General features: G+C 63.9%; 19 protein-coding genes and 2 tRNA genes. 14 read left to right on the top strand and 7 right to left on the bottom strand.

Annotated elements, in window-relative coordinates; all coding sequences use genetic code 11:
* Positions 1-811: SPOR domain-containing protein (locus tag AO684_RS04165; RefSeq protein WP_161805985.1), on the top strand; the 811-nt coding region annotated here is incomplete at its 5' end.
* 93 nt (positions 812-904) lie between these two features.
* Here AO684_RS04165 and AO684_RS04170 read toward each other — a convergent pair.
* From AO684_RS04170 to AO684_RS04180, 3 genes are all read right to left on the bottom strand, one after another.
* Entirely contained in the window at positions 905-1930 is a 1026-nt protein-coding gene (locus AO684_RS04170) for a hypothetical protein (protein WP_054301488.1), read from the bottom strand.
* 67 nt (positions 1931-1997) lie between these two features.
* The gene (locus AO684_RS04175) at positions 1998-2492 is read right to left on the bottom strand and encodes a GNAT family N-acetyltransferase (RefSeq protein ID WP_054301489.1); all 495 of its coding nucleotides are present in this window, start codon (positions 2490-2492) and stop codon (positions 1998-2000) included.
* The gene (locus AO684_RS04180) at positions 2489-4138 is read right to left on the bottom strand and encodes an AMP-binding protein (protein ID WP_054301490.1); all 1650 of its coding nucleotides are present in this window, start codon (positions 4136-4138) and stop codon (positions 2489-2491) included. The genes AO684_RS04175 and AO684_RS04180 overlap by 4 nt, the downstream gene beginning before the upstream one ends.
* A 100-nt stretch (positions 4139-4238) precedes the next feature.
* On the opposite strand from AO684_RS04180, the gene AO684_RS04185 reads away from it, so the two are divergent.
* Complete coding sequence (locus AO684_RS04185; RefSeq protein WP_235451206.1) at positions 4239-5177, top strand: DMT family transporter; 939 nt, start codon at positions 4239-4241, stop codon at positions 5175-5177.
* Here the strand turns inward: AO684_RS04185 and AO684_RS04190 are convergent.
* Complete coding sequence (locus tag AO684_RS04190) at positions 5174-5761, bottom strand: thymidine kinase (protein WP_054301492.1); 588 nt, start codon at positions 5759-5761, stop codon at positions 5174-5176. The genes AO684_RS04185 and AO684_RS04190 overlap by 4 nt on opposite strands.
* A gap of 488 nt (positions 5762-6249) precedes the next feature.
* Here AO684_RS04190 and AO684_RS04195 point away from each other — a divergent pair, with 488 nt between their 5' ends.
* On the top strand, positions 6250-6705 hold the full coding sequence (locus tag AO684_RS04195; protein WP_054301493.1) for a hypothetical protein: 456 nt from the start codon (positions 6250-6252) through the stop codon (positions 6703-6705).
* A 58-nt stretch (positions 6706-6763) separates the two neighbouring features.
* Here AO684_RS04195 and AO684_RS04200 read toward each other — a convergent pair whose 3' ends face one another.
* Positions 6764-8131 carry a DEAD/DEAH box helicase gene (locus tag AO684_RS04200; RefSeq protein WP_054301494.1) on the bottom strand — a complete coding sequence of 456 codons (1368 nt, stop codon included), beginning with the start codon at positions 8129-8131 and terminating at the stop codon, positions 6764-6766.
* A 246-nt stretch (positions 8132-8377) separates the two neighbouring features.
* Between AO684_RS04200 and AO684_RS04205 the strand changes: the two genes are divergently transcribed.
* Positions 8378-9331 carry a hypothetical protein gene (locus tag AO684_RS04205; RefSeq protein WP_054301495.1) on the top strand — a complete coding sequence of 318 codons (954 nt, stop codon included), beginning with the start codon at positions 8378-8380 and terminating at the stop codon, positions 9329-9331.
* Between the two features lie 148 nt (positions 9332-9479).
* Here AO684_RS04205 and AO684_RS04210 read toward each other — a convergent pair.
* A tRNA-Thr gene (locus AO684_RS04210) sits at positions 9480-9554 on the bottom strand.
* Between the two features lie 124 nt (positions 9555-9678).
* Here AO684_RS04210 and AO684_RS21990 point away from each other — a divergent pair.
* From AO684_RS21990 to AO684_RS04225, 3 genes are read left to right on the top strand one after another with little or no spacing between them, the layout of a single operon-like run.
* Positions 9679-9858 (top strand): hypothetical protein, encoded by a 180-nt coding sequence (locus AO684_RS21990; protein ID WP_054301496.1) that lies wholly within the window; start codon positions 9679-9681, stop codon positions 9856-9858.
* A gap of 9 nt (positions 9859-9867) precedes the next feature.
* The gene (gene murA, locus AO684_RS04220; RefSeq protein WP_054301497.1) at positions 9868-11136 is read left to right on the top strand and encodes a UDP-N-acetylglucosamine 1-carboxyvinyltransferase; all 1269 of its coding nucleotides are present in this window, start codon (positions 9868-9870) and stop codon (positions 11134-11136) included.
* Positions 11136-11612, top strand: a complete 477-nt coding sequence (locus AO684_RS04225; RefSeq protein WP_054301498.1) for a DUF2948 family protein — start codon at positions 11136-11138, stop codon at positions 11610-11612. The genes murA and AO684_RS04225 overlap by 1 nt, the downstream gene beginning before the upstream one ends.
* A 252-nt stretch (positions 11613-11864) precedes the next feature.
* Here AO684_RS04225 and AO684_RS04230 read toward each other — a convergent pair whose 3' ends face one another.
* A complete protein-coding gene (locus AO684_RS04230) occupies positions 11865-12347 on the bottom strand; it encodes a helix-turn-helix domain-containing protein (protein ID WP_054301499.1) in 483 nt (160 codons plus the stop codon).
* 123 nt (positions 12348-12470) lie between these two features.
* Between AO684_RS04230 and AO684_RS22560 the strand changes: the two genes are divergently transcribed.
* The 7 genes from AO684_RS22560 to AO684_RS04260 all read left to right on the top strand — a co-directional run bounded on the left by AO684_RS22560 (position 12471) and on the right by AO684_RS04260 (position 17893).
* Positions 12471-12680 (top strand): hypothetical protein, encoded by a 210-nt coding sequence (locus tag AO684_RS22560; RefSeq protein ID WP_054301567.1) that lies wholly within the window; start codon positions 12471-12473, stop codon positions 12678-12680.
* A 138-nt stretch (positions 12681-12818) separates the two neighbouring features.
* The gene (locus AO684_RS04240; protein WP_161805986.1) at positions 12819-14693 is read left to right on the top strand and encodes a transposase domain-containing protein; all 1875 of its coding nucleotides are present in this window, start codon (positions 12819-12821) and stop codon (positions 14691-14693) included.
* A gap of 141 nt (positions 14694-14834) precedes the next feature.
* A complete protein-coding gene (locus AO684_RS04245) occupies positions 14835-15179 on the top strand; it encodes a regulatory protein GemA (RefSeq protein WP_054301501.1) in 345 nt (114 codons plus the stop codon).
* A 228-nt stretch (positions 15180-15407) separates the two neighbouring features.
* A tRNA-OTHER gene (locus AO684_RS21525) sits at positions 15408-15486 on the top strand.
* Between the two features lie 89 nt (positions 15487-15575).
* A complete protein-coding gene (locus AO684_RS04250; protein WP_054301502.1) occupies positions 15576-16469 on the top strand; it encodes a Mu-like prophage major head subunit gpT family protein in 894 nt (297 codons plus the stop codon).
* A gap of 3 nt (positions 16470-16472) precedes the next feature.
* A complete protein-coding gene (locus AO684_RS04255; RefSeq protein WP_054301503.1) occupies positions 16473-16907 on the top strand; it encodes a hypothetical protein in 435 nt (144 codons plus the stop codon).
* Positions 16907-17893: a phage protease gene (locus tag AO684_RS04260; protein ID WP_054301504.1), complete on the top strand. Its 987-nt coding sequence runs from the start codon at positions 16907-16909 to the stop codon at positions 17891-17893. The genes AO684_RS04255 and AO684_RS04260 overlap by 1 nt, the downstream gene beginning before the upstream one ends.
* Positions 17894-17980 lie beyond the last annotated feature (87 nt).

Below are 17980 nucleotides of genomic sequence, written 5' to 3' on the forward strand. Positions count from 1 at the left end.
CGCCGCAGCTGCGCCAACGACCGTGCCAAGCCTCGCCGCCGCGCCGGGCGGCCGCAAGATTGCCTGCTATGCCTCGGCTCCGGTGCCGAAGCTTTACGCGCTGTCCAATGGCGGCACGGCCGTGCTGTGTACCCGTGGGGACGGGACACTGAATGGCGCTCATGCGCCGATCTATTCCAAAGTTGCGCTGGGGAACGGGCCGCGTCTGGGCGCGGGGCTGACCGAGCCGGCGGGGACGGTTGTCAGCCGCGGCACGCTGAGCGTGAATGACATCGGCAGCTCCGACCGCGCCACGGTGATCCTGCGCTCGGCAGAGGTCACGGATGAGTTTCCGGTTCCGAAGGGCTATAAATCCGCGTGGAAGGATGACCGTCTGAATCCCTATCGTGGTGTCGGGACGGCGTCCGGTCAGGCGGCGCAGGATCAGATCTGGACCCGCGATGTGCCGGCTGAACTGGTTGCCGATCAGGCGCCGCGCCAGACCCGTCGCCTTGTCGTCGTTTCGTCCAAGAACAAGGTGCAACCCGTCCGAAAGGTTCAGGTTTCCAGCATGGGCACGGCCAAGGCACCGGTTCAGGCACGCGCGGGGCGGATGTTCGTGCAGATCGGCACCTTTGGCGAGCCTGCCAATGCCGAAGGTGCCAAGGCGCGTCTGCGGGCAGCGGGCCTGCCGGTCGGCACCTCGCGCATCAACAAGAGCGGCAAACCGCTTCAGATCGTTCTGGCCGGGCCCTTCGGGGATGCGGCCTCGGCGCAGGCTGCCCTTGGGGCGGTTCGCCGCGCGGGCTTCGGCGACGCGTTCATCCGGTAATTCTGAGCAGGCAAAAAACGGGCAGAATAACCCTGCGCCCCCGCCGTTCCGGTCGGGGGCGTCTTTCTGTCCGCGGCTATTCGCTGTCCGGGGCTATTCGGCGCAGATCGCCTGAAGGCTGATCCAGTCGCCATCCTTCAGCAGCGGAGGGGCTGCCTCCTGCGCGAAAGGATCGGCCTCGATCAGCCGAAGCACGCTCTCACCGCTGGGGTCCACCGCGCGGGCATAGGGGGTGCTGGCGACGCCCGCCTCGGCAAAGCGAGTAAGCAAATGCTCGGTATCCACTTCCGAGGGCGGCTCGGTCAGGACCAGCCGCCCGTAGCCCTGCACCGATCCGGGTGCGAGGCGGCCTGTGGTCAGCAGGCCAAAGGTTGCCCGCACCCCGGCATATTCCAGCAGGGGCAGCATGGGATCGGTTTCGCTGATACGCTCGGCCTCGGCCAGCGCGAAACCTGCGGCGACATCCGGGCTGTTCTGGTTTTCGATCAGCGAGCGGTGCAATGCGATGATCCGGCCCGGCAAATGCAGCGACAGGGCGGTGCCGTCCCGCAGCACGACAAGCTGCGGCGGGTTTTCCCCGAACAGGCGCGCCGACAGCTTTTCCAGCGCCGACAGGCCCGACACATCGGAACAGGGCGCCCCGGCGACCTGGGACAGATCCGCCAGAGCGGTGCGGCCAATGGATTTCCGCATCGTCGGCGGCACCATGGCGGCGGTGTGGTCGATCATCGCTCCGGGCACGAAAACCGCCCCCGCCAGCAAGACCAGCGCAGTCCCTGCCAGCAAAAGCGAACCCCGCAGCCGTCCCGGCCGGGGGCGAGCGGTGGCAAGGGTGTGCCGCACCTTCTCCAGTGCGGCGATCATGGTCGGGTCGTCCAGTTCAAGCGTTTCCAGCGCGTCCTGACCGGGGGCGAACAGGGCGGGGATCTCGCCGGGGTTCAGCCGCTCCACTGCGGGCAGCGACCAGTGCGACAGGGCGGCTTCGGTGCGCGGATCGGACAGCGTCAGCGAGGCCTCGCCGAAGGCCACGATCACCTCGCGCCGTTGCATTTCCGGCGCTTCACGCCATAGCCCCGGGCTTTCAAGCTTCTGATACTGCTTCAGCGCCGTCGTGCGCATTGATGGCCTTCTTGCCGCTATTCAGCCCAGCTTATCGGGATTGTCCCGTGGTCACAACCGCCTCGGTTCAGACGGGTCCAAAGGCCGGGGCAAAGCGGATTTCGCCGGTCGGGGCCGGGCTGCTGAAGGGCCGCGACAGCACATATTCTGCAGGCACGCCCGGAATGTGACGGGCCGCGTCAGCCACAAGGCCAAAGCGCCCGTAATAGGCCGGATCGCCAAGGACCACGACGCCGCCATGTCCCTGCGCCTGCAAGGTTGCCAGCGCGGACTGCATCAAAGCATGGCCGACACCCTGTCGCTGGCAATGCGGTGCGACGGAGACTGGCGCGATACAGGCCCAGCCCGGCGTGCCGCCGATGGTGACGGGCGAGGCTGCGATATGGCCGGTCAGGCCATGGCCATCCTCGCAGACCAGCGACAGCAGCAGATCACCCGAAGCCCGCAATGCGGCCACGATTTCGGCCTCATTGCCATCGGAATGGGCGGCGGTGGCGAAGGCATCGGTGATCAACCGGCCGATCGCCGCCGCCTCGTCCGCACCTTCGGAGCGTGGCGTCACGCCGTTACGCCCTGTTGCTGTGCCATCAGCTTGGCCACGGCGCGCAACTCGAACTTCTGGATCTTGCCGGTCGAGGTTTTCGGCAACTCGCAGAACACCACCGCCTTGGGGGTGGCGAAGCCTGCCAGACGTGCGCGGCAGAACTTGATCAGCTCTTCCTCTGTCGCTTCGGCGCCGGATTTCAGCTCGACAAAGGCGCAGGGCACCTCGCCCCATTTCGCATCCGGCTTGGCGACCACGGCACACAGGCTGACCGCCGGGTGGTGCATCAGCGCGCCCTCGACCTCGACCGAGCTGACATTCTCGCCGCCCGAGATGATGATGTCCTTCGCGCGGTCGGTGATCTTGATATAGCCGTCGGGATGCTGGAGCGCGATATCGCCCGAGCGGAACCAGCCACCCTTGAACGCCTCGGCAGTGGCCTGCGGGTTCTTGTAATAGCCCTTCATCACCATGTTGCCGCGCATGGCGATCTCGCCCAGATGGGCCGAGTCGCGCGGCACCGGCACACCGTGGGTGTCATGCACCTCGGCCGCCTCCAGCATGGCCATCGGCACACCGGTGCGGGCCTTGAAGGCAGCGCGGTCTTCGCCCGTCTTGTCGTCCCATTCCGGTTGCCACAGGCATTCGGTGGCGGGGCCATAGGTTTCGGTCAGCCCGTAAACCTGCGTGACATTGAAACCCAGCGGTTCGATGGCGGCAAGTGTGGCGGCAGGCGGCGGGGCGCCTGCGGTGAAGACCTCGACCACATGATCAAAGGCGCGGCGGTCTGCGTCTTTCGCGTTGATGATGGTGTTCAGCACGATGGGGGCGCCGCCGAAATGGGTGACGCCTTCATCGGCGATGGCGTCATAGATCGCTTTCGCGGTCACGTCGCGGCAACAGACCAGCGTGCCGCCCATCATCGGCACCAGCCAGGGCTGCACCCATGCGTTGCAATGGAACAGCGGCACGATGGTCAGCACCTTGGGGAAAAGCTGCATCCGCCAGGCGATGACATTGGCCATGGTCGCCAGATAGGCGCCGCGATGATGATAGACCACACCCTTTGGCCGTCCCGTGGTGCCGGAGGTATAGTTGATGGCAAGGCTTTCCCATTCATCCTCGGGCAAAACCCAGTCGAACTCCGGGTCGCCTTCGGCCAGCAGATCCTCGTATTCCAGATAATGCCCGCCGGGGGTGAAACCCGCCTCGCGGTCGCAGACTTCGATGATCTGCGGCGCGGAGCCCTCCATCTTCTTGATAGCGGCCTCGGCCAGCGGCAGCAGCGCGGTATCGACCAGCACGATCTTCGCGCCGGCATGGCCGAAGATATAGCCCACCGTATCGGCATCCAGCCGGGTGTTGATCGTATTGATGATCGCCCCGCAGGCGGGCACGCCAAAATGCGCCTCGGCCTGCTGCGGGATGTTCGGCAGAAGCGTCGCCACCACATCGCCCGGTGCCACTCCCCGACGGGCCAGGGCAGAGGCGAGGCGGGTCGTGCGGTCGAGATATTCGGCATAGCTGCGCCGCGTCGATTTCCAGACCAGAGCGGTGCGTCCGGCATGCACGTCGGCGGCGCGCTTCAGATGCGACAGCGGCGTCAGCGCCACATGGTTCGCGGCATTCTTTTCCAGTCCGGTCTCGTCAACCAGCCAACCCATAGCGCGCTCTCCTCCCGAACTGGCGGAACATGTCGTTTTCCGGCGCGCAGTTTGCGGCGGGTTCAGGGCATTGAAAAGAGGGGAAGAAAGGAATTGCGCGATGACTACCGCTAACATGGCTGCGGCAACCGACCGCAGCCCGGACCGCACCCTGGCTGCCGCCGGGATGGTGCTGGTCTATGCCATGCTGATCGGCTTCACCGACAATTTCGTGCGCCTGATCGCGGCGGATGGCGGGCTGTGGCAGTTTCATGCGACGCGCTCGGTCATGGCCTGGGCGATCCTGCTGGCGCTGATGGTGCCGCTGCGCCTGCGGCTGCGACCCCGCAACCTGCGGGCGGTGGTGGCGAGGTCGGCCATTCATGGCAGTGGCATGGTAATCTATTTCGGCGCACTGGCTTTCCTGCCTGTGGCACAGGTAGCGGCAGGATTATTCACCGCACCTATCTTCGTCCTGCTGATCTCGCGCTTCATCTATGGCCACCCCAACGGTCCGGTGCGGGTGCTGGCGGTGGCCGTGGGCTTTGCCGGGGTGGTCATGGTGCTGGGCCCGGAGGCGATGCGTGGCGCCAGCGTGGCCGCTTTCCTTCCGGTGCTGGCTGGCGCGCTTTACGCGCTGGGCAATATCGCCACGCGGGAGTGGTGCGACGGGGAAACGGCGGAAACTCTGCTGGGCGGCTTCTTTGCCGCGCTGGGGATTTTCGGCCTGATCGGCATGGCAGTCCTGACACTGGTGCCGGTGGAGGTGCCCGAGGGCACCGCGGGCTTCGTGCTGCGCGGCCCGGTCTGGCCTTCGGCGGATTTCCTGTTCTGGACGCTGGTTCAGGCAGCAGGTTCGCTGCTGGGGGTGGGCATGATGATCAAGGCCTATCAACTGGCCGAAGCGAGCCGCGTATCGGTCTTTGAATATGTGATCCTGCCCGCCTCGGCGGGGTGGAGCTGGCTGATCTGGGGCGAGACGCAAAGCCTGCTGGCGCTGGCGGGTATGGCACTGATCGCGGCCGCGGGGGTGATGATTGCCCTGCGGGCGCGGCGCTAGGCGTCGGTATCCCCCATGGCGGCGCGCCAGTGACGGCGGCACAGGCTCTGATAGGTCTCGTTACCGCCGATCTGCACCTGGTCGCCATCGCGCAGCGCGCTGCCATCCGGGGCACGGCGCACCACCATGGTGGCCTTCTTGCCGCAATGGCAAATCGTGCGCACCTCGCGCATTTCATCGGCCCAGGCCAGAAGTGCTGCCGATCCGGGGAACAGGTTGCCCTGAAAATCCACCCGTAGGCCGTAGCACATCACCGGCACGCCCAGATCGTCCACCGCCTGCGCCAGTTGCCAGACCTGGGCCTTGGTCAGGAACTGTGCTTCGTCGATGAAGACACAGGCCACCGGGCCGCGCCCCAGCCGGGTCGCGATCAGAGCACACATGTCATCAGCGGAGCCAAACATGTCGGCGCTTTCGCCAATGCCGATACGGCTGGCGATGCGGCCGGTTCCCGCGCGGTCGTCGAGCCGCGCGGTCAGCAGATAAGTCTGCATGCCCCCTTCTCGGTAGTTGTGAGAGGCTTGCAGAAGCGCGGTGGATTTGCCCGCGTTCATCGTCGAGTAGTGGAAGTAAAGCTTGGCCATGCCGCCCGATAGCGAAAAGCCCCGCCTGTCACAAGCGGGGCCGTCGCACTGATACAGGGTCACTGTTGATACTCGTACCCGGGTGCCGTGACGGCACCCGCACCGGACAACAAGACCTCCCCAGAAACAGAGGGGGTGGGGGCACGCCGGGAGGTGGATTTGACGTGGCCAGCGCCCACCCGGACGAACAGAAGGCATATGCGGCGGACCGCCATACTCGTTACGTCGCGCCCACGAGGGAAGGGCGACAACACTCGGAACTGACGGGTCCGCCGCACAACCTTCCGGTTTCCCGGCCGGTTTCCCCGTGAGACCTTGGCACGGCGGACCCCCACCCGCTCCGGCGCTGGGGACGCCGGAAGCTCACTCATCAAGGTTCCGGGCTCGCCGGAACTGGATTATGAATGACAAACCCCTGCCGTCCGATTAATGGGAAAAGAAACAGTGATTTCCCCCAAATGGGGGATGTGGAAGGATTAGCGGGTTTCATGTCTATCGAGTCCTATCTGAAAAAACACACCGAAGCCTTGGTGAAGGACGTGGGAATCGAAGCGGCCTGCGACCTCACCGGCAAGTCCAAGGCCACCATCGGGCGCTACTATTCCGAACAGGACGAACACAGCGACCGTTTCATGCCCATTGACGTCGTGGCCCAGTTGGAGGCGGCGGCGCGCTACCCGCATGTGACCTCGGCGCTGGCGGAACTGCGCGGCATCACCTTCAGCTATGACGCGGAACGCCGCAATGCGCAGTCGGGCGGCATCAATTCGGATGTGGTGGCGCTGGCGCAAAGGTTCGGGATGCTGATGGCGGAATACAACACGGCCATCGCCGACGGTCGTATTTCGGTGAACGAGGCCAAGCGCCTGCTGCGCGAAACACTGGCAATCCAGCAGGTGTTGCTGGAAATGAAGCTCAATCTTGAGGAAGAAGCCGGACACTGAGCCCTTGGCCGCACGAAATAAGAAAAGGCCGGGCTGCATGCCCGGCCTTTTGCATCTGTCAGCCGCGTGCGGGCCGACGGGGCGGGGCAGAGCCGCCCGCCGCCTTGCGGGCCGGTTTCTGCCCCTGCGGACGGGCCCCGCCGGGCTTGGCCGCCGGTTTGCCGCCCGAAGGTTTCTGCCCCTGCGGTTTCTGCCCCTGTTTCTGCCCTTGCGGACGCCCGCCGCCGCCGCGCCGCTGCTGGTTCTGCTGCGCCCGCGCGACCTTCAGTGCATTGGCTTCTTTCACCGCATCCATCGCCCAGGGCGCGCCGCCGATGACAGGCACGGTCTTTTTCAGCAGCGTCTCGACCTGTTTCAGTTCGTCCATTTCGGCCGGCGCGCAGAAGCTGACCGAGCTGCCACCGGCACCCGCCCGCGCAGTGCGGCCGATGCGGTGAACATAGTTTTCCGGCACGTTCGGCATGTCGTAGTTATAGACGTGCCGCACGGTGGGGATGTCGATGCCGCGCGCCGCCACATCGGTGGCGACCAGCACATCCATCGTGCCCTCGCGGAAATCGGCCAGCGCGCGCTCGCGCTGGTTCTGGCTGCGGTTGCCGTGGATCGCTACCGCATTGAAGCCCCAGGTCACCAGCAGCTTCGCCAGCTTGTCGGCACCATGCTTGGTGCGGGCAAAGACGATGGCTGCCTCTCCCGGATGCTTTTGCAGATAGCTTTCCAAGAGCTTTGCCTTGTCACCCTGCGGCGTGAAATGCACGCCCTGCACGATCTTTTCCGCCGGTTTGCCGGGGGGCGAGACCTGCACGCGGACCGGATTGCGCAGATAGGTATCGGCGATTTCCTCGATGTCTTTCGGCATGGTGGCGCTGAACAGCAGGGTCTGGCGGCGCAGCGGCAGGAATTTGGCGATCTGGCGCAGCGAATGGATGAAACCCATGTCCAGCATGTGATCGGCCTCGTCCAGCACCAGATAGCCGCAGCTGTCCAGCCGCACGTCGCCGCGCTCCAAGAGGTCGATCAGCCGGCCAGGGGTGGCGATCAGCACATCGGTGCCCTTGGCCAGCCGTTCGGACTGCTTGTTGATCGAGGCGCCGCCGACCACCATGGTCAGCTTGACCGGCGTGCCCTTGGTGAAGGCGAAGATGTGGTCATAGATCTGCTGCACCAGTTCGCGCGTGGGGGCCAGGATCAGGGCGCGCACATTGCGCGGCCCCGGCGGGTGGGTGATGTCCAGCAGGCGGTGCAGCAGCGGCAGGCCGAAAGCGGCGGTCTTGCCGGTGCCGGTCTGCGCCAGACCCATCAGGTCGCGCCCCTTCATCACCTGCGGAATGGCCTGCGCCTGAATCGGCGTCGGCGTGGTGAAGCTGGTGCCTTCCAGCGCCTTGAGGAGCTTCGGCGAAAGGCCGAGATCAGCGAAAGTCGTCATAAGTCGTTCCAATAGTCATCGGGATGCCGCAACGGGCATCCGCGAGGGGTGGCGGGTCGCCTCGTGCCGGGGGAACCCCCGTTCACCGTCGAACCGCGGTGCCCCTGCGTGACTTGTGGGAACCATTGCCGCACCCCGTTCAGGCTCACGCGGCCGGGTGTCGGACCTGCCGCAGATGGGGCAGGGCGGCGCGAATGTCAAGGCTTGCCGCTTTGCGAGGCGCAAGATGCGGGCTAGAAAAAGGCCATGACCGACGCCCGCATCCGCCTGCACCTGCCTGCCCATATGCTCGACAACGGGGCCGCGCGGATGCCGCAATTCTATCGCCGTGCGCTGGAGGGGCTGGCGGGGCTTGGCGCGCGCGTCGAGCTTTGTCACCGCGATATTGACCGTCTGCGCGCGGGGCCGGAGGGCGGGCATCTGGATCTGGTTCATGCGGCGGCGGTGGGGCGGGGGCAGGCGCTGACTCTGGGCACCGCCTATCTGGACCGCTTCTTCTATGCCGATCCCGAGGGGATCTTCTTTGAAAGCAGCACGATGCGGGCAAGGTTCCGGCCCGATATGGTGCCCGAGGATCGCGCGGCCGATTTTCTGGCCGATTTGCGCGCGCAATATGTGAGGCCGCGCCGGTCGCGGCATGTCCAGCCGGAGGCGCAGGCGGCCTTCCCCGGCGGGCATATCGCGCTGTTCCTGCAAGACCTGTCCGATCCGGTGGAACGTGCGCGCCACATGACGGCGGCGGAAATGGTCGATGCCGTGCTGGCGCATCGGAACGGGCGGATGCTGGTTGTGAAACCGCATCCCCGCAACAGCGGGCCCGAGACCGAGGCGATTCTGCGCCGACTGACCGGCGTTGCGGGTGTGCAGATCACCGGGGCCAATCTGCATGATATTCTCGCGGGCGCGGCGGTTTCGGTCTCTATCTCCTCCTCCGTCGGGCTGGAGGGGATGCTGCATGGCGTGCCGGCGGTGTTTTTCGGGCAAAGTGAACTGCATCACTGCGCGGTGACGGTGAAGCGCGCCGGGGACTGGCCCGCCGCGCTGGACAACGCGATGACGACCCGCTGGCCCTTTGCGCAATTCCTGCTGTGGTTCCTGCGCCGCCGCAATATCGACGCGCGCCGCCCCTTCCTGCCGAAGCTGATCGGGCGCATCCGTGCGGCAGGATGCGACCCTGTCGCGCTGGGTATCCGTGCCTGATAGGGGAGCGTCTGACGCTTCGCACATTCGAAGCAGAGAGTAATCAGAGCCGAACATGCGGCAATGAACGGAGTGCCGGAAATCGAACCGCCGAACGGGCAGATCAAAACACCGTCTGCTTGCAGGTATTTGATTTTAAACTGATAAATGGTGCTGCGAGAGAGGATTGAACTCTCGACCTCTCCCTTACCAAGGGAGTGCTCTACCACTGAGCTACCGCAGCCAACCGGGGCTTTTGCCTTCGCTTCGGCGTCTTACTGCCGGGCGTGGCGGGGAGATAGACGTATTCGCGGACATGTGCAAGCGCAATCTGGACCCTTTTTTATGCCTGCGCTAACAGAGAGCTTATGAGCCAGCCTGACGATCCCGTTCTCCCGTCTTCCCGTGTTGTGAAGCCTGCGGCGAAAGCCCGGACGGCCGAGCTTTCGCGCGAGGATCGGCTGAAAGCGGCTTTGAAAGCGAACATGGCGCGGCGCAAGGCGCAGGCCCGGGCGCGGGCGGCGCAAGATGATAACGAGAAAGAGTGAGGCAGCGCGATGGATTCGATTCTGGTCAGGGGCGGGGGTGAACTGCGCGGGACGATCCCGATCGCGGGGGCGAAGAACGCCTGTCTCACGCTGATGCCCGCGACCCTGCTGACGGAAGAGCCGCTGACGCTGACCAATGCGCCGCGCCTGTCGGACATCCGCACCATGACGCAACTTCTGCAATCGCTGGGGGCCGAAGTCGCGAGCCTTCAGGGCGGCAAGGTGCTGTCCATGTCCTCGTGGCGGATCGACAATCACACTGCGGATTATGACATCGTGCGCAAGATGCGCGCCTCGATCCTTGTCCTCGGGCCAATGCTGGCGCGGGATGGCCATGCCGTCGTGTCGCTGCCGGGAGGCTGTGCGATCGGGGCGCGGCCGGTGGACCTGCACCTGAAGGCGCTGGAGGCGATGGGGGCTGAACTGGACCTCCGCGACGGCTATGTCCACGCCAGGGCACCAGGCGGGCGGCTCAGGGGCGCCGTGGTCGAGTTTCCTTTCGTTTCCGTGGGCGCGACCGAAAACGCCCTGCTGGCGGCCTCGCTGGCCAAGGGCACAACCGTGCTGAAGAATGCCGCGCGCGAGCCGGAAATCGTGGATCTTGCACACTGCCTGCGCCGCATGGGCGCGCAGATCGAGGGCGAAGGCACCGAAACCATTACGATCCAGGGTGTCGACCGGCTGGGCGGCGCCACGCATCCGGTGGTGACAGACCGCATCGAACTCGGCACCTATATGCTGGCCCCCGCGATCTGCGGTGGCGAGGTCGAATGCCTGGGCGGGCGGCTGGATCTGGTTGGCGCCTTTGCTGAAAAGCTGGATGAGGCGGGGGTTTCGGTGACCGAAACCGAAACCGGCCTGAAGGTCGCGCGCAAGAATGGCCGGGTGAAGGCGGTCAATGTGACGACCGAGCCTTTCCCCGGTTTCCCCACCGATCTTCAGGCGCAGATGATGGCGCTTCTGTGCACGGCCGAGGGGACCTCGGTTCTGGAAGAAAAAATCTTCGAGAATCGCTTCATGCACGCACCCGAACTGATCCGCATGGGGGCACGCATCGATGTGCACGGGGGCCATGCGACCGTCACTGGCGTCGAAAAACTGCGCGGCGCCCCGGTCATGGCCACCGACCTGCGCGCCAGCGTCTCGTTGATTCTTGCCGGGCTTGCAGCCGAAGGCGAAACCGTGGTCAGCCGGGTCTATCACCTCGACCGCGGCTATGAGCATGTCGAAGAAAAACTCGGTGCCTGCGGGGCACAGATCGAACGGATTGCAGGCTGATGGCTGACGCGCGGTTTGAAGATGCCGATGAAGGTCCGCTGTGGCTCGGGGCGGCGGATGGCGAGGATCTGAAGGTTCTGGCCTCGCTGGTGCAGGATGCGGTCTTTCCGATCACCGACATGACCTTCGCGCGGTCGCGGCGTGAATTTGCCATCCTGCTCAACCGCTTCCGCTGGGAAGACCGCGCGGCGGCCGAGGCGGCGGGGCGGCCTTACGAACGGGTGCGTGCCATGCTGCTGGTGCGCGACGTGCAGGCGGTTCGATCACAGGGCATTGACCGCAGCGACCGTGACACAATTCTGTCCTTGCTCGACATCACCTTCGAGCCGGGCGTGGACGGCACAGGCCGGCTGATCCTGACGCTGGCCGGCGATGGCGCCATCGCGCTGGAGGTCGAAACGCTGGATGTCGCGCTGCGGGATGTGACCCGGCCCTACACCGCGCCCTCGGGCAAGATGCCCGATCACGGCGCCTGATTTATCTTGGCCCAAATATCCCGGGGGAGCGCCGCAGACGCGGGTGACGGCTTTCAAAAGGTTTGATACCGGCCGATTTTTCGGCCCTTTGTTTTCAATAGGTTATGGGGTGGATTTTTCAATAGGTTTGATACTATCGGGGCCGTTTGGGCGGAGGTGGACGGTATCGCGTTCTGCTGGCGCAGAAAATATTCAATGAAATCAATGGGGCCTATTTCGAAGTCGTGGGCAATTTTGCCCACGATCCACGATCTATTCTTTGCTGTCGACGAATTGAAATAGTTCGTCAGGCGTCCTTGCTTGCAAGTATGCGCAGACTTGGTGGGCGGCATCATCTAGAGACAGGTCGCGCTTCTCTGCCAACTCAAATGTCCTGTGAGCAAACTCGTCAGCAAGGGCTGGCAGATGCTCCGCCCACCATGTCAGTTCATCGGAATCAGAGGCAAAAGGGCGCGCGCCCTTAAGTCTTGAGAAAAGCCACAACACAGGGATGTAGCTCCACCAGTCATCGCTTCCTCTGGAGAGAACGGTCCGGGTGAGTTCCGCGGAAGGCAGGATGCGGTCGGGAGGCACGCCTTCGACCCGTTCCAGGAGTTGCATGACCTCATGGCTGGGAAGACGACGGCCCGCTTCGTAGTTGGACCACGTTGTCCGGGCGAGGCCAAGGCGTTGTGTGAATTCAGCGAGGGTCCGCTCACCTCGGACCTCTCGCAGGCGCTCACCGATAGCTCTCATTGTTTCGCTATCGAAAATTCTCCTTGATGTTTTCACTATCGTGACATACCTCTATCAGTGTTTCGCTAACGTGTAACACAGGATGCGCCCATGGGACAGAGATCTGAATGCCATCAGATCCTCATGGATATTGAGGTTGTCCGCAAACAGTTCATCGCTGAGGGCATTTCGATCAGAGCATGGGCGGAAAGCCGGGGCTACAAGCCCCGCACTGTCTACGCTGTTTTGCAAGGACAGCTTGCTTGCCGCCATGGAGTCAGTCATCGAATCGCTGTCGATCTCGGTCTGAAGGCTCGTCCGATCAAAGCCCGGTTCACGGGGGGTGCCGCGTGAATGATAAGGTCAGCCAACCCTGATCGCTCCTCATTAATCGCTCCCGCAAGCGTTGGTCCGGTTGTCGGAATCGTCAGCATTCTTGGACTAGGTAGAATTCCGCAGGACCGAAGCGCCGCATCCCGATGGATGAGCAAATTGAATGTTCCGACTACGATTCGCGAGTCGGATGGCCGCAAGCCAGAGCTTGTGAACATTCTGCATCTTCCAGAGCCCGAGCGCCGCTCATGGGAGGCTCGCCAAATCGAAGCGGCGGGCCTGCCTGCCGGGGAATATGACGACGCGGCCCATGATCGTTTTGCTGCGGCAACGCCTGTGATGCAGGCAACGGCGCTGCGCAAGGCCGAGATTGTCCGGTATCTGACTGCTGGCGGGGCGTCCGAAGGGCGGGGCCTGACCTCGGAACTGGCCGATCAGGCGCGTGCCAAATTCGGTGTGGATGGGACCGACAAGATGACACTGCGACGCATCTTGCGCACTGTTGCCGGGGTCGATCCGGTGAATTTCGCGCCTGCGCTGCTTCCGTCTCATAGCCGCATGGGCAAACCGCCCGCCGAATTTTCGGCCGAGGCTTGGGCGTATTTCCTGACGACGATCCGGGATGCCGGGCCGCATTTTCCGCTCAAGCAGGCATGGCGCGATGTGCGCGACGTGGCAGCAAGGCGCGGTTGGGCATGGCCGAAGTATATCACGGTCTGGCGGCGCTGGGATGCCATGCCCGAGGCCGAAAAGCTGGCCGCGCGTCATGGCACCGAAGAGGCTATCAAGCGTCTGGCCCAGCCGATCCGGCGCGACAAGACGACGATACGGTCACTGGAATGGGTTTCTCTGGATGGCCGGACGCAAGATTTCTGGGTGGATTTCGGGGATGGCAAGCCGGTCCGGCCGGTGATGCTGGCCTTGATCGACGTGGCGTCGAACTATGTGCTTGGCTATGAGTTGGCCGCATCCGAAAACGCGGTGGCGACGGCGAGGTTGATCCGCAACGTTTGCCGTGAACACAGCATCTTTGACAGGCTGTATACTGACAACGGTTCGGCCTTTGCCGGGCATCTGGTCGCGGGTGGCGCGGATTTCAAATGGCGCGGCAAAGGCGCTGCCAAGCCGGGCGTAAAGCCGCTTGGCGTCTGCTATCACCTTGGTATCGAGACAAAGTTCGCAATCCCGAAGAACGCGAAAGCCAAGATCGCAGAGCGCACTTTTGCCACTCTTTCCCGCGTGATCGACGACCGGCCAGAGTTTCGGGGCGCCCATGCAGGCCATGTGCCGGGGGCCACGCCGGGCAAATCGGTGCAGCCGGTAGCTCTGGCCGTTGCCCTTGCGGTGATCGAGCGTGAAATTACCCGCCACAACCGTGAGGAAGGCCGCAAGGGCCAAGGCGCACGCGGCCGGTCTTACGAACAGATGTTTCGGGCGGGTCTCACCGACCGCGTTTTGCGCAAGCCGACAGCGCAGCAACTTTACTATGCCGGGTTGATCTACACGCCCGCATCCGTAGACCGCTGGGGGCGCGTTCAAATCGCGACATGGACCTATGGCGACCCCGACACACAGGCCGCACTCTTGCGCTGGCATGGCAAGGGGCAAATCCTGATCGGCCGCGATCCCGATGATTTCGAGGCCCCGGCCGTCGCCTTTGCTGACACCGGGCGGCTGATTTGCAAGGATATAATGCCGGTTAAAGCGGGCGTTTACGGCAGCGTTGAAGGCGCGCGCGAGGCGGCGAAAAACCGCAAGGCCGCGCGGGATGCGGTGCGGCAGGCGGATAAGGCAAACACATATCTGGACGATGCCGCCTTTGCCGCAGCGCTGGCCGATCTTGGTGCGGGCGAGGCAGAGGCAGCCCCGGCACCGCCGTCCAAGGTGGTTGGCGCGCGCTTTGGCGGCTTGCAGCCGAACCGCGCCGCCGCGCCGGAAAAGCAACCAAAGGCGCAATCGGCGCTGACGGCGGAGATGCTTCACAATCTGGAACAGGCTATCGGGTTTGACCCTGAGCGCCTGTTCGGAAAGTAGGCCCGATGGGTGTTGCACCGCCCATCGGGCCATTCAACGCGGGCAAGCCCGCATCCTTTGAACGGAGGAAAGAATGGCAGAAGTAGTTCAACTTGCCAAGCCGGGGCCAGAAACCCGAGTGAAAAGCCGGATTACCGGCAGGTGCTGGTGCGGATCGCGGGCGTCACCAGTTCGACCGAACTGGATACACCCGGCTTTGAAGCGATCATGGGCTTTGCCGAATACTGCGGCTTTCGCCCGACCGGCAAGGGTGCGCCGCGCTATGGCAACCGGCCCGGCATGGCGACCTTTGCCCAGATCGAGTTGATCCGCGAACTCTGGCGCGAACTGCATGACACGCGGGACTGCGACGATGCCGCTTTGGCTGGATGGCTGTTGAAGTATCACAAGGTGCATTCGATGCGCTTCCTGACGATGGACGCGGCGCGTAAGGCCATCACGGCCCTGAAGGCATGGAAGGCCCGACCGAAGCGGCGTGTGTCCTGACCAGGTGGCGACAAGTGTGGGGCGGTGCTGAAAGGCGCCGCCTTTTTGCTATGCCGTGCAGAGCGCCGGAGCGCGCCGCTGAGGCCTCTCCTTCGCCGGGGCCACCCGACACCCGATAGACGCGGACCCCGTTTAATTTCGCCGGAAACCCGTTTAATTTTTCAAGTGCGCTGCGACCTGTCCAACGCCCTGTTCAGAAAGGCGCAAAAACACTAGACTTCTTCTGGGCGCGCGGTGTGCCCGACCGGTAAGGGGGGTTCGTCGCAAGGCGGATCGATTCAGGTTCGACCCCTGTCACGCGCGCCCACCAAACTCATCCGCGTATCGCAGCGGATGGTTTGCACCTTCCGCTGATGGCACCTTTTCCCAGCATTTGCCGTCAGTAAAGAGCCACACATGATCATCAACAGCGCCACGCTGGACCTCGCGTTCCGGGGCTTCAAAACCGTCTACAGCGATGCCTTTGCCGCGACGGAAACCCACTATGACAAGATCGCCATGACCGTGCCCAGTTCGTCGCGCGAGGAAAGCTATGGCTGGATCGGCCAGTTTCCTCAGTTGCGGGAATGGGTCGGGCCGCGTCATGTGAAGAACCTCGCCGCCTATGGCTTCAGGATCGAGAACCGGACCTTCGAAAGCACGGTTTCTGTCAAGCGGGTCGATGTCGAGGATGACCGGCTGGGCCTCTTCAAGCCGATGTTCGCGGAAATGGGCACCTTCGCGCGCCGTCACCCCGAAGAACTGGTGTTCAGCCTTCTGAAAGACGGCTTCAACGCCGCCTGTTTCGACGGCACGACCTTCTTTTCCGAAAGCCATGAACTGGAAATCGGCGAGGAAAAGGTCGCGGTCAGCAACATGCAGGACGGGACCGACCCGCCGTGGTTCCTTCTGGATGCGTCGCGTGCCCTGCGCCCGATCATCTGGCAGGAGCGGGCGGGTTACGAGTTTCAGGCCATCACCGACAGCAACGACCCGCATGTCTTCATGCACGACGAATACCTCTATGGTGTGCGGGCGCGGGTGAATGCGGGCTTTGGCCTGTGGCAACTGGCCTTCGGGTCGAAAGCGGAACTTAATGACGGGAACTATGCCGCCGCCCGCGCGGCCATGATGGATTTTCGTGCCGATGGCGGGCGCATCCTTGGGGTGAAACCAACCATTCTGGTGGTGCCGCCCCAACTGGAAACTGCCGCCCTGCAAATCCTCAATGCGCAACTGACGGCAAGCGGCGGGTCAAACGTCTGGGCCAATACGGCGCAGCTCATCGTCACCCCCTATGTGAAAGGCTGAGCCATGGCTGCCCTGACTTCCGAGCGCAATACCACGCAACTGCGCGGTGACATGCGTGTCGAACTGCTTGCCGCTGCCGTTAAGGTCTGGAAGGGCGGCCTGCTGATGCGCAATGCCGCAGGCTTCGTGACCAGGGGGGCCACTGCGCCCGGATGCGTGGGCATCGGTCGGGCCGAGGCCACTGTAGACAACAGCGCCGGTGCCGCCGGCGCGGCGGTGGTTTCGTGCCGGTCAGGCATCTTCGGTTTTGCCAATTCCGGCGCGGGGGATGCCATCACCCAAGCCGATGTCAGCCAGCTTTGTTACATCGTGGACGATCAGACCGTCGCAAAAACCGATGGCTCCGCCAGCCGCTCGCCTGCGGGCACCGTTGACAGCATCGCGGACGGAACGGTCTGGGTGCGTTTTGACGAAGCCGTGACACGCGGTGCGATGTGATGTCGGACCTGTGCCTTGCCACCTGCGACCGGGCATTCACGCCTGACGGCACCGTGCCGGAATGGGTTCACCTCTTCCCGGCTGGCCGCAAGATGACCCGTGACGGCCGCCAGTTCGAACTGCCCGACCCGCAAGCGCTGATGCGTGATTTCCAGTCGCGGGGCGTCGATCTGCCCATCGACTACGAACATCAGAACGACCGGCCGGTCACGAATGGCCCTGTTCCGGCTGCGGGATGGATCAAGGAGTTGCGGGCGGAGGAAAGTGGCCTCTGGGGGCGTGTCGAATGGACGGCCACGGCGCGCGAGATGATCGCGCGGCGCGAATACCGCTATCTCAGCCCGTCCTTTCTGTTCAACCGGCTCACAAGGCAGGTTTCTCGACTCAAGGGGGCTGGCCTTGTTCACAACCCCAATCTCTACCTGACAGCACTTGCAAGTGAGGAACTCGATATGGCTGCCCCCGACAAGAATGACACAGCGCCGAAGAGCTCCGCAAAGGAAGCGCCTGCAGAACTTCTGCCCAAGCTGGCCGAGGCACTGGGGATGTCCCCTGAAAGCGATGCGGCGGCGATTCTGACCACGCTTTTGGCCGCGCTGACCTCGGGCAAGGTTAAGGCCCCGGAGCGCCTGAATTCCGACCGCCCGAACCCCGCCCGTTTCGTTCCCATCGGGGCGGTGCAGGATCTGCTTGCGGACCGGAATGGCCGGATTGCCACAATGCGCGAAGAGGAGGCCTCGCGGAAGGTGGAGTGGGCCTTCAGAGAGGGCTATATCACCCCGGCCATGCGAGAATGGGCCACGGCGCTCTGCATGGAAGACCCGGCGAGCTTCGACACCTTCCTTGCCAAATCGCCCGCACCTTGGGCGCATCTGACACGCCCCATCCCGCATATCGAAATCACGCCGCGGGGCAGCGCCGTGATCGGCGAAGAAGCGGCAATCTGCGCGCAACTCGGCCTCAAGCCCGGATCGCTCGCGGACTGAGCCATTCCGATACGGGCCGTGCAGGGACCGTATCGGAAGCCGTGCGGATGACGGCCCGCACGGCCTCTCCTCTGGCCGGAATGTATC

The sequence above is a fragment of the Gemmobacter sp. LW-1 genome (assembly GCF_001303875.1).
In the GTDB taxonomy this organism is placed as follows: domain Bacteria; phylum Pseudomonadota; class Alphaproteobacteria; order Rhodobacterales; family Rhodobacteraceae; genus Gemmobacter; species Gemmobacter caeni.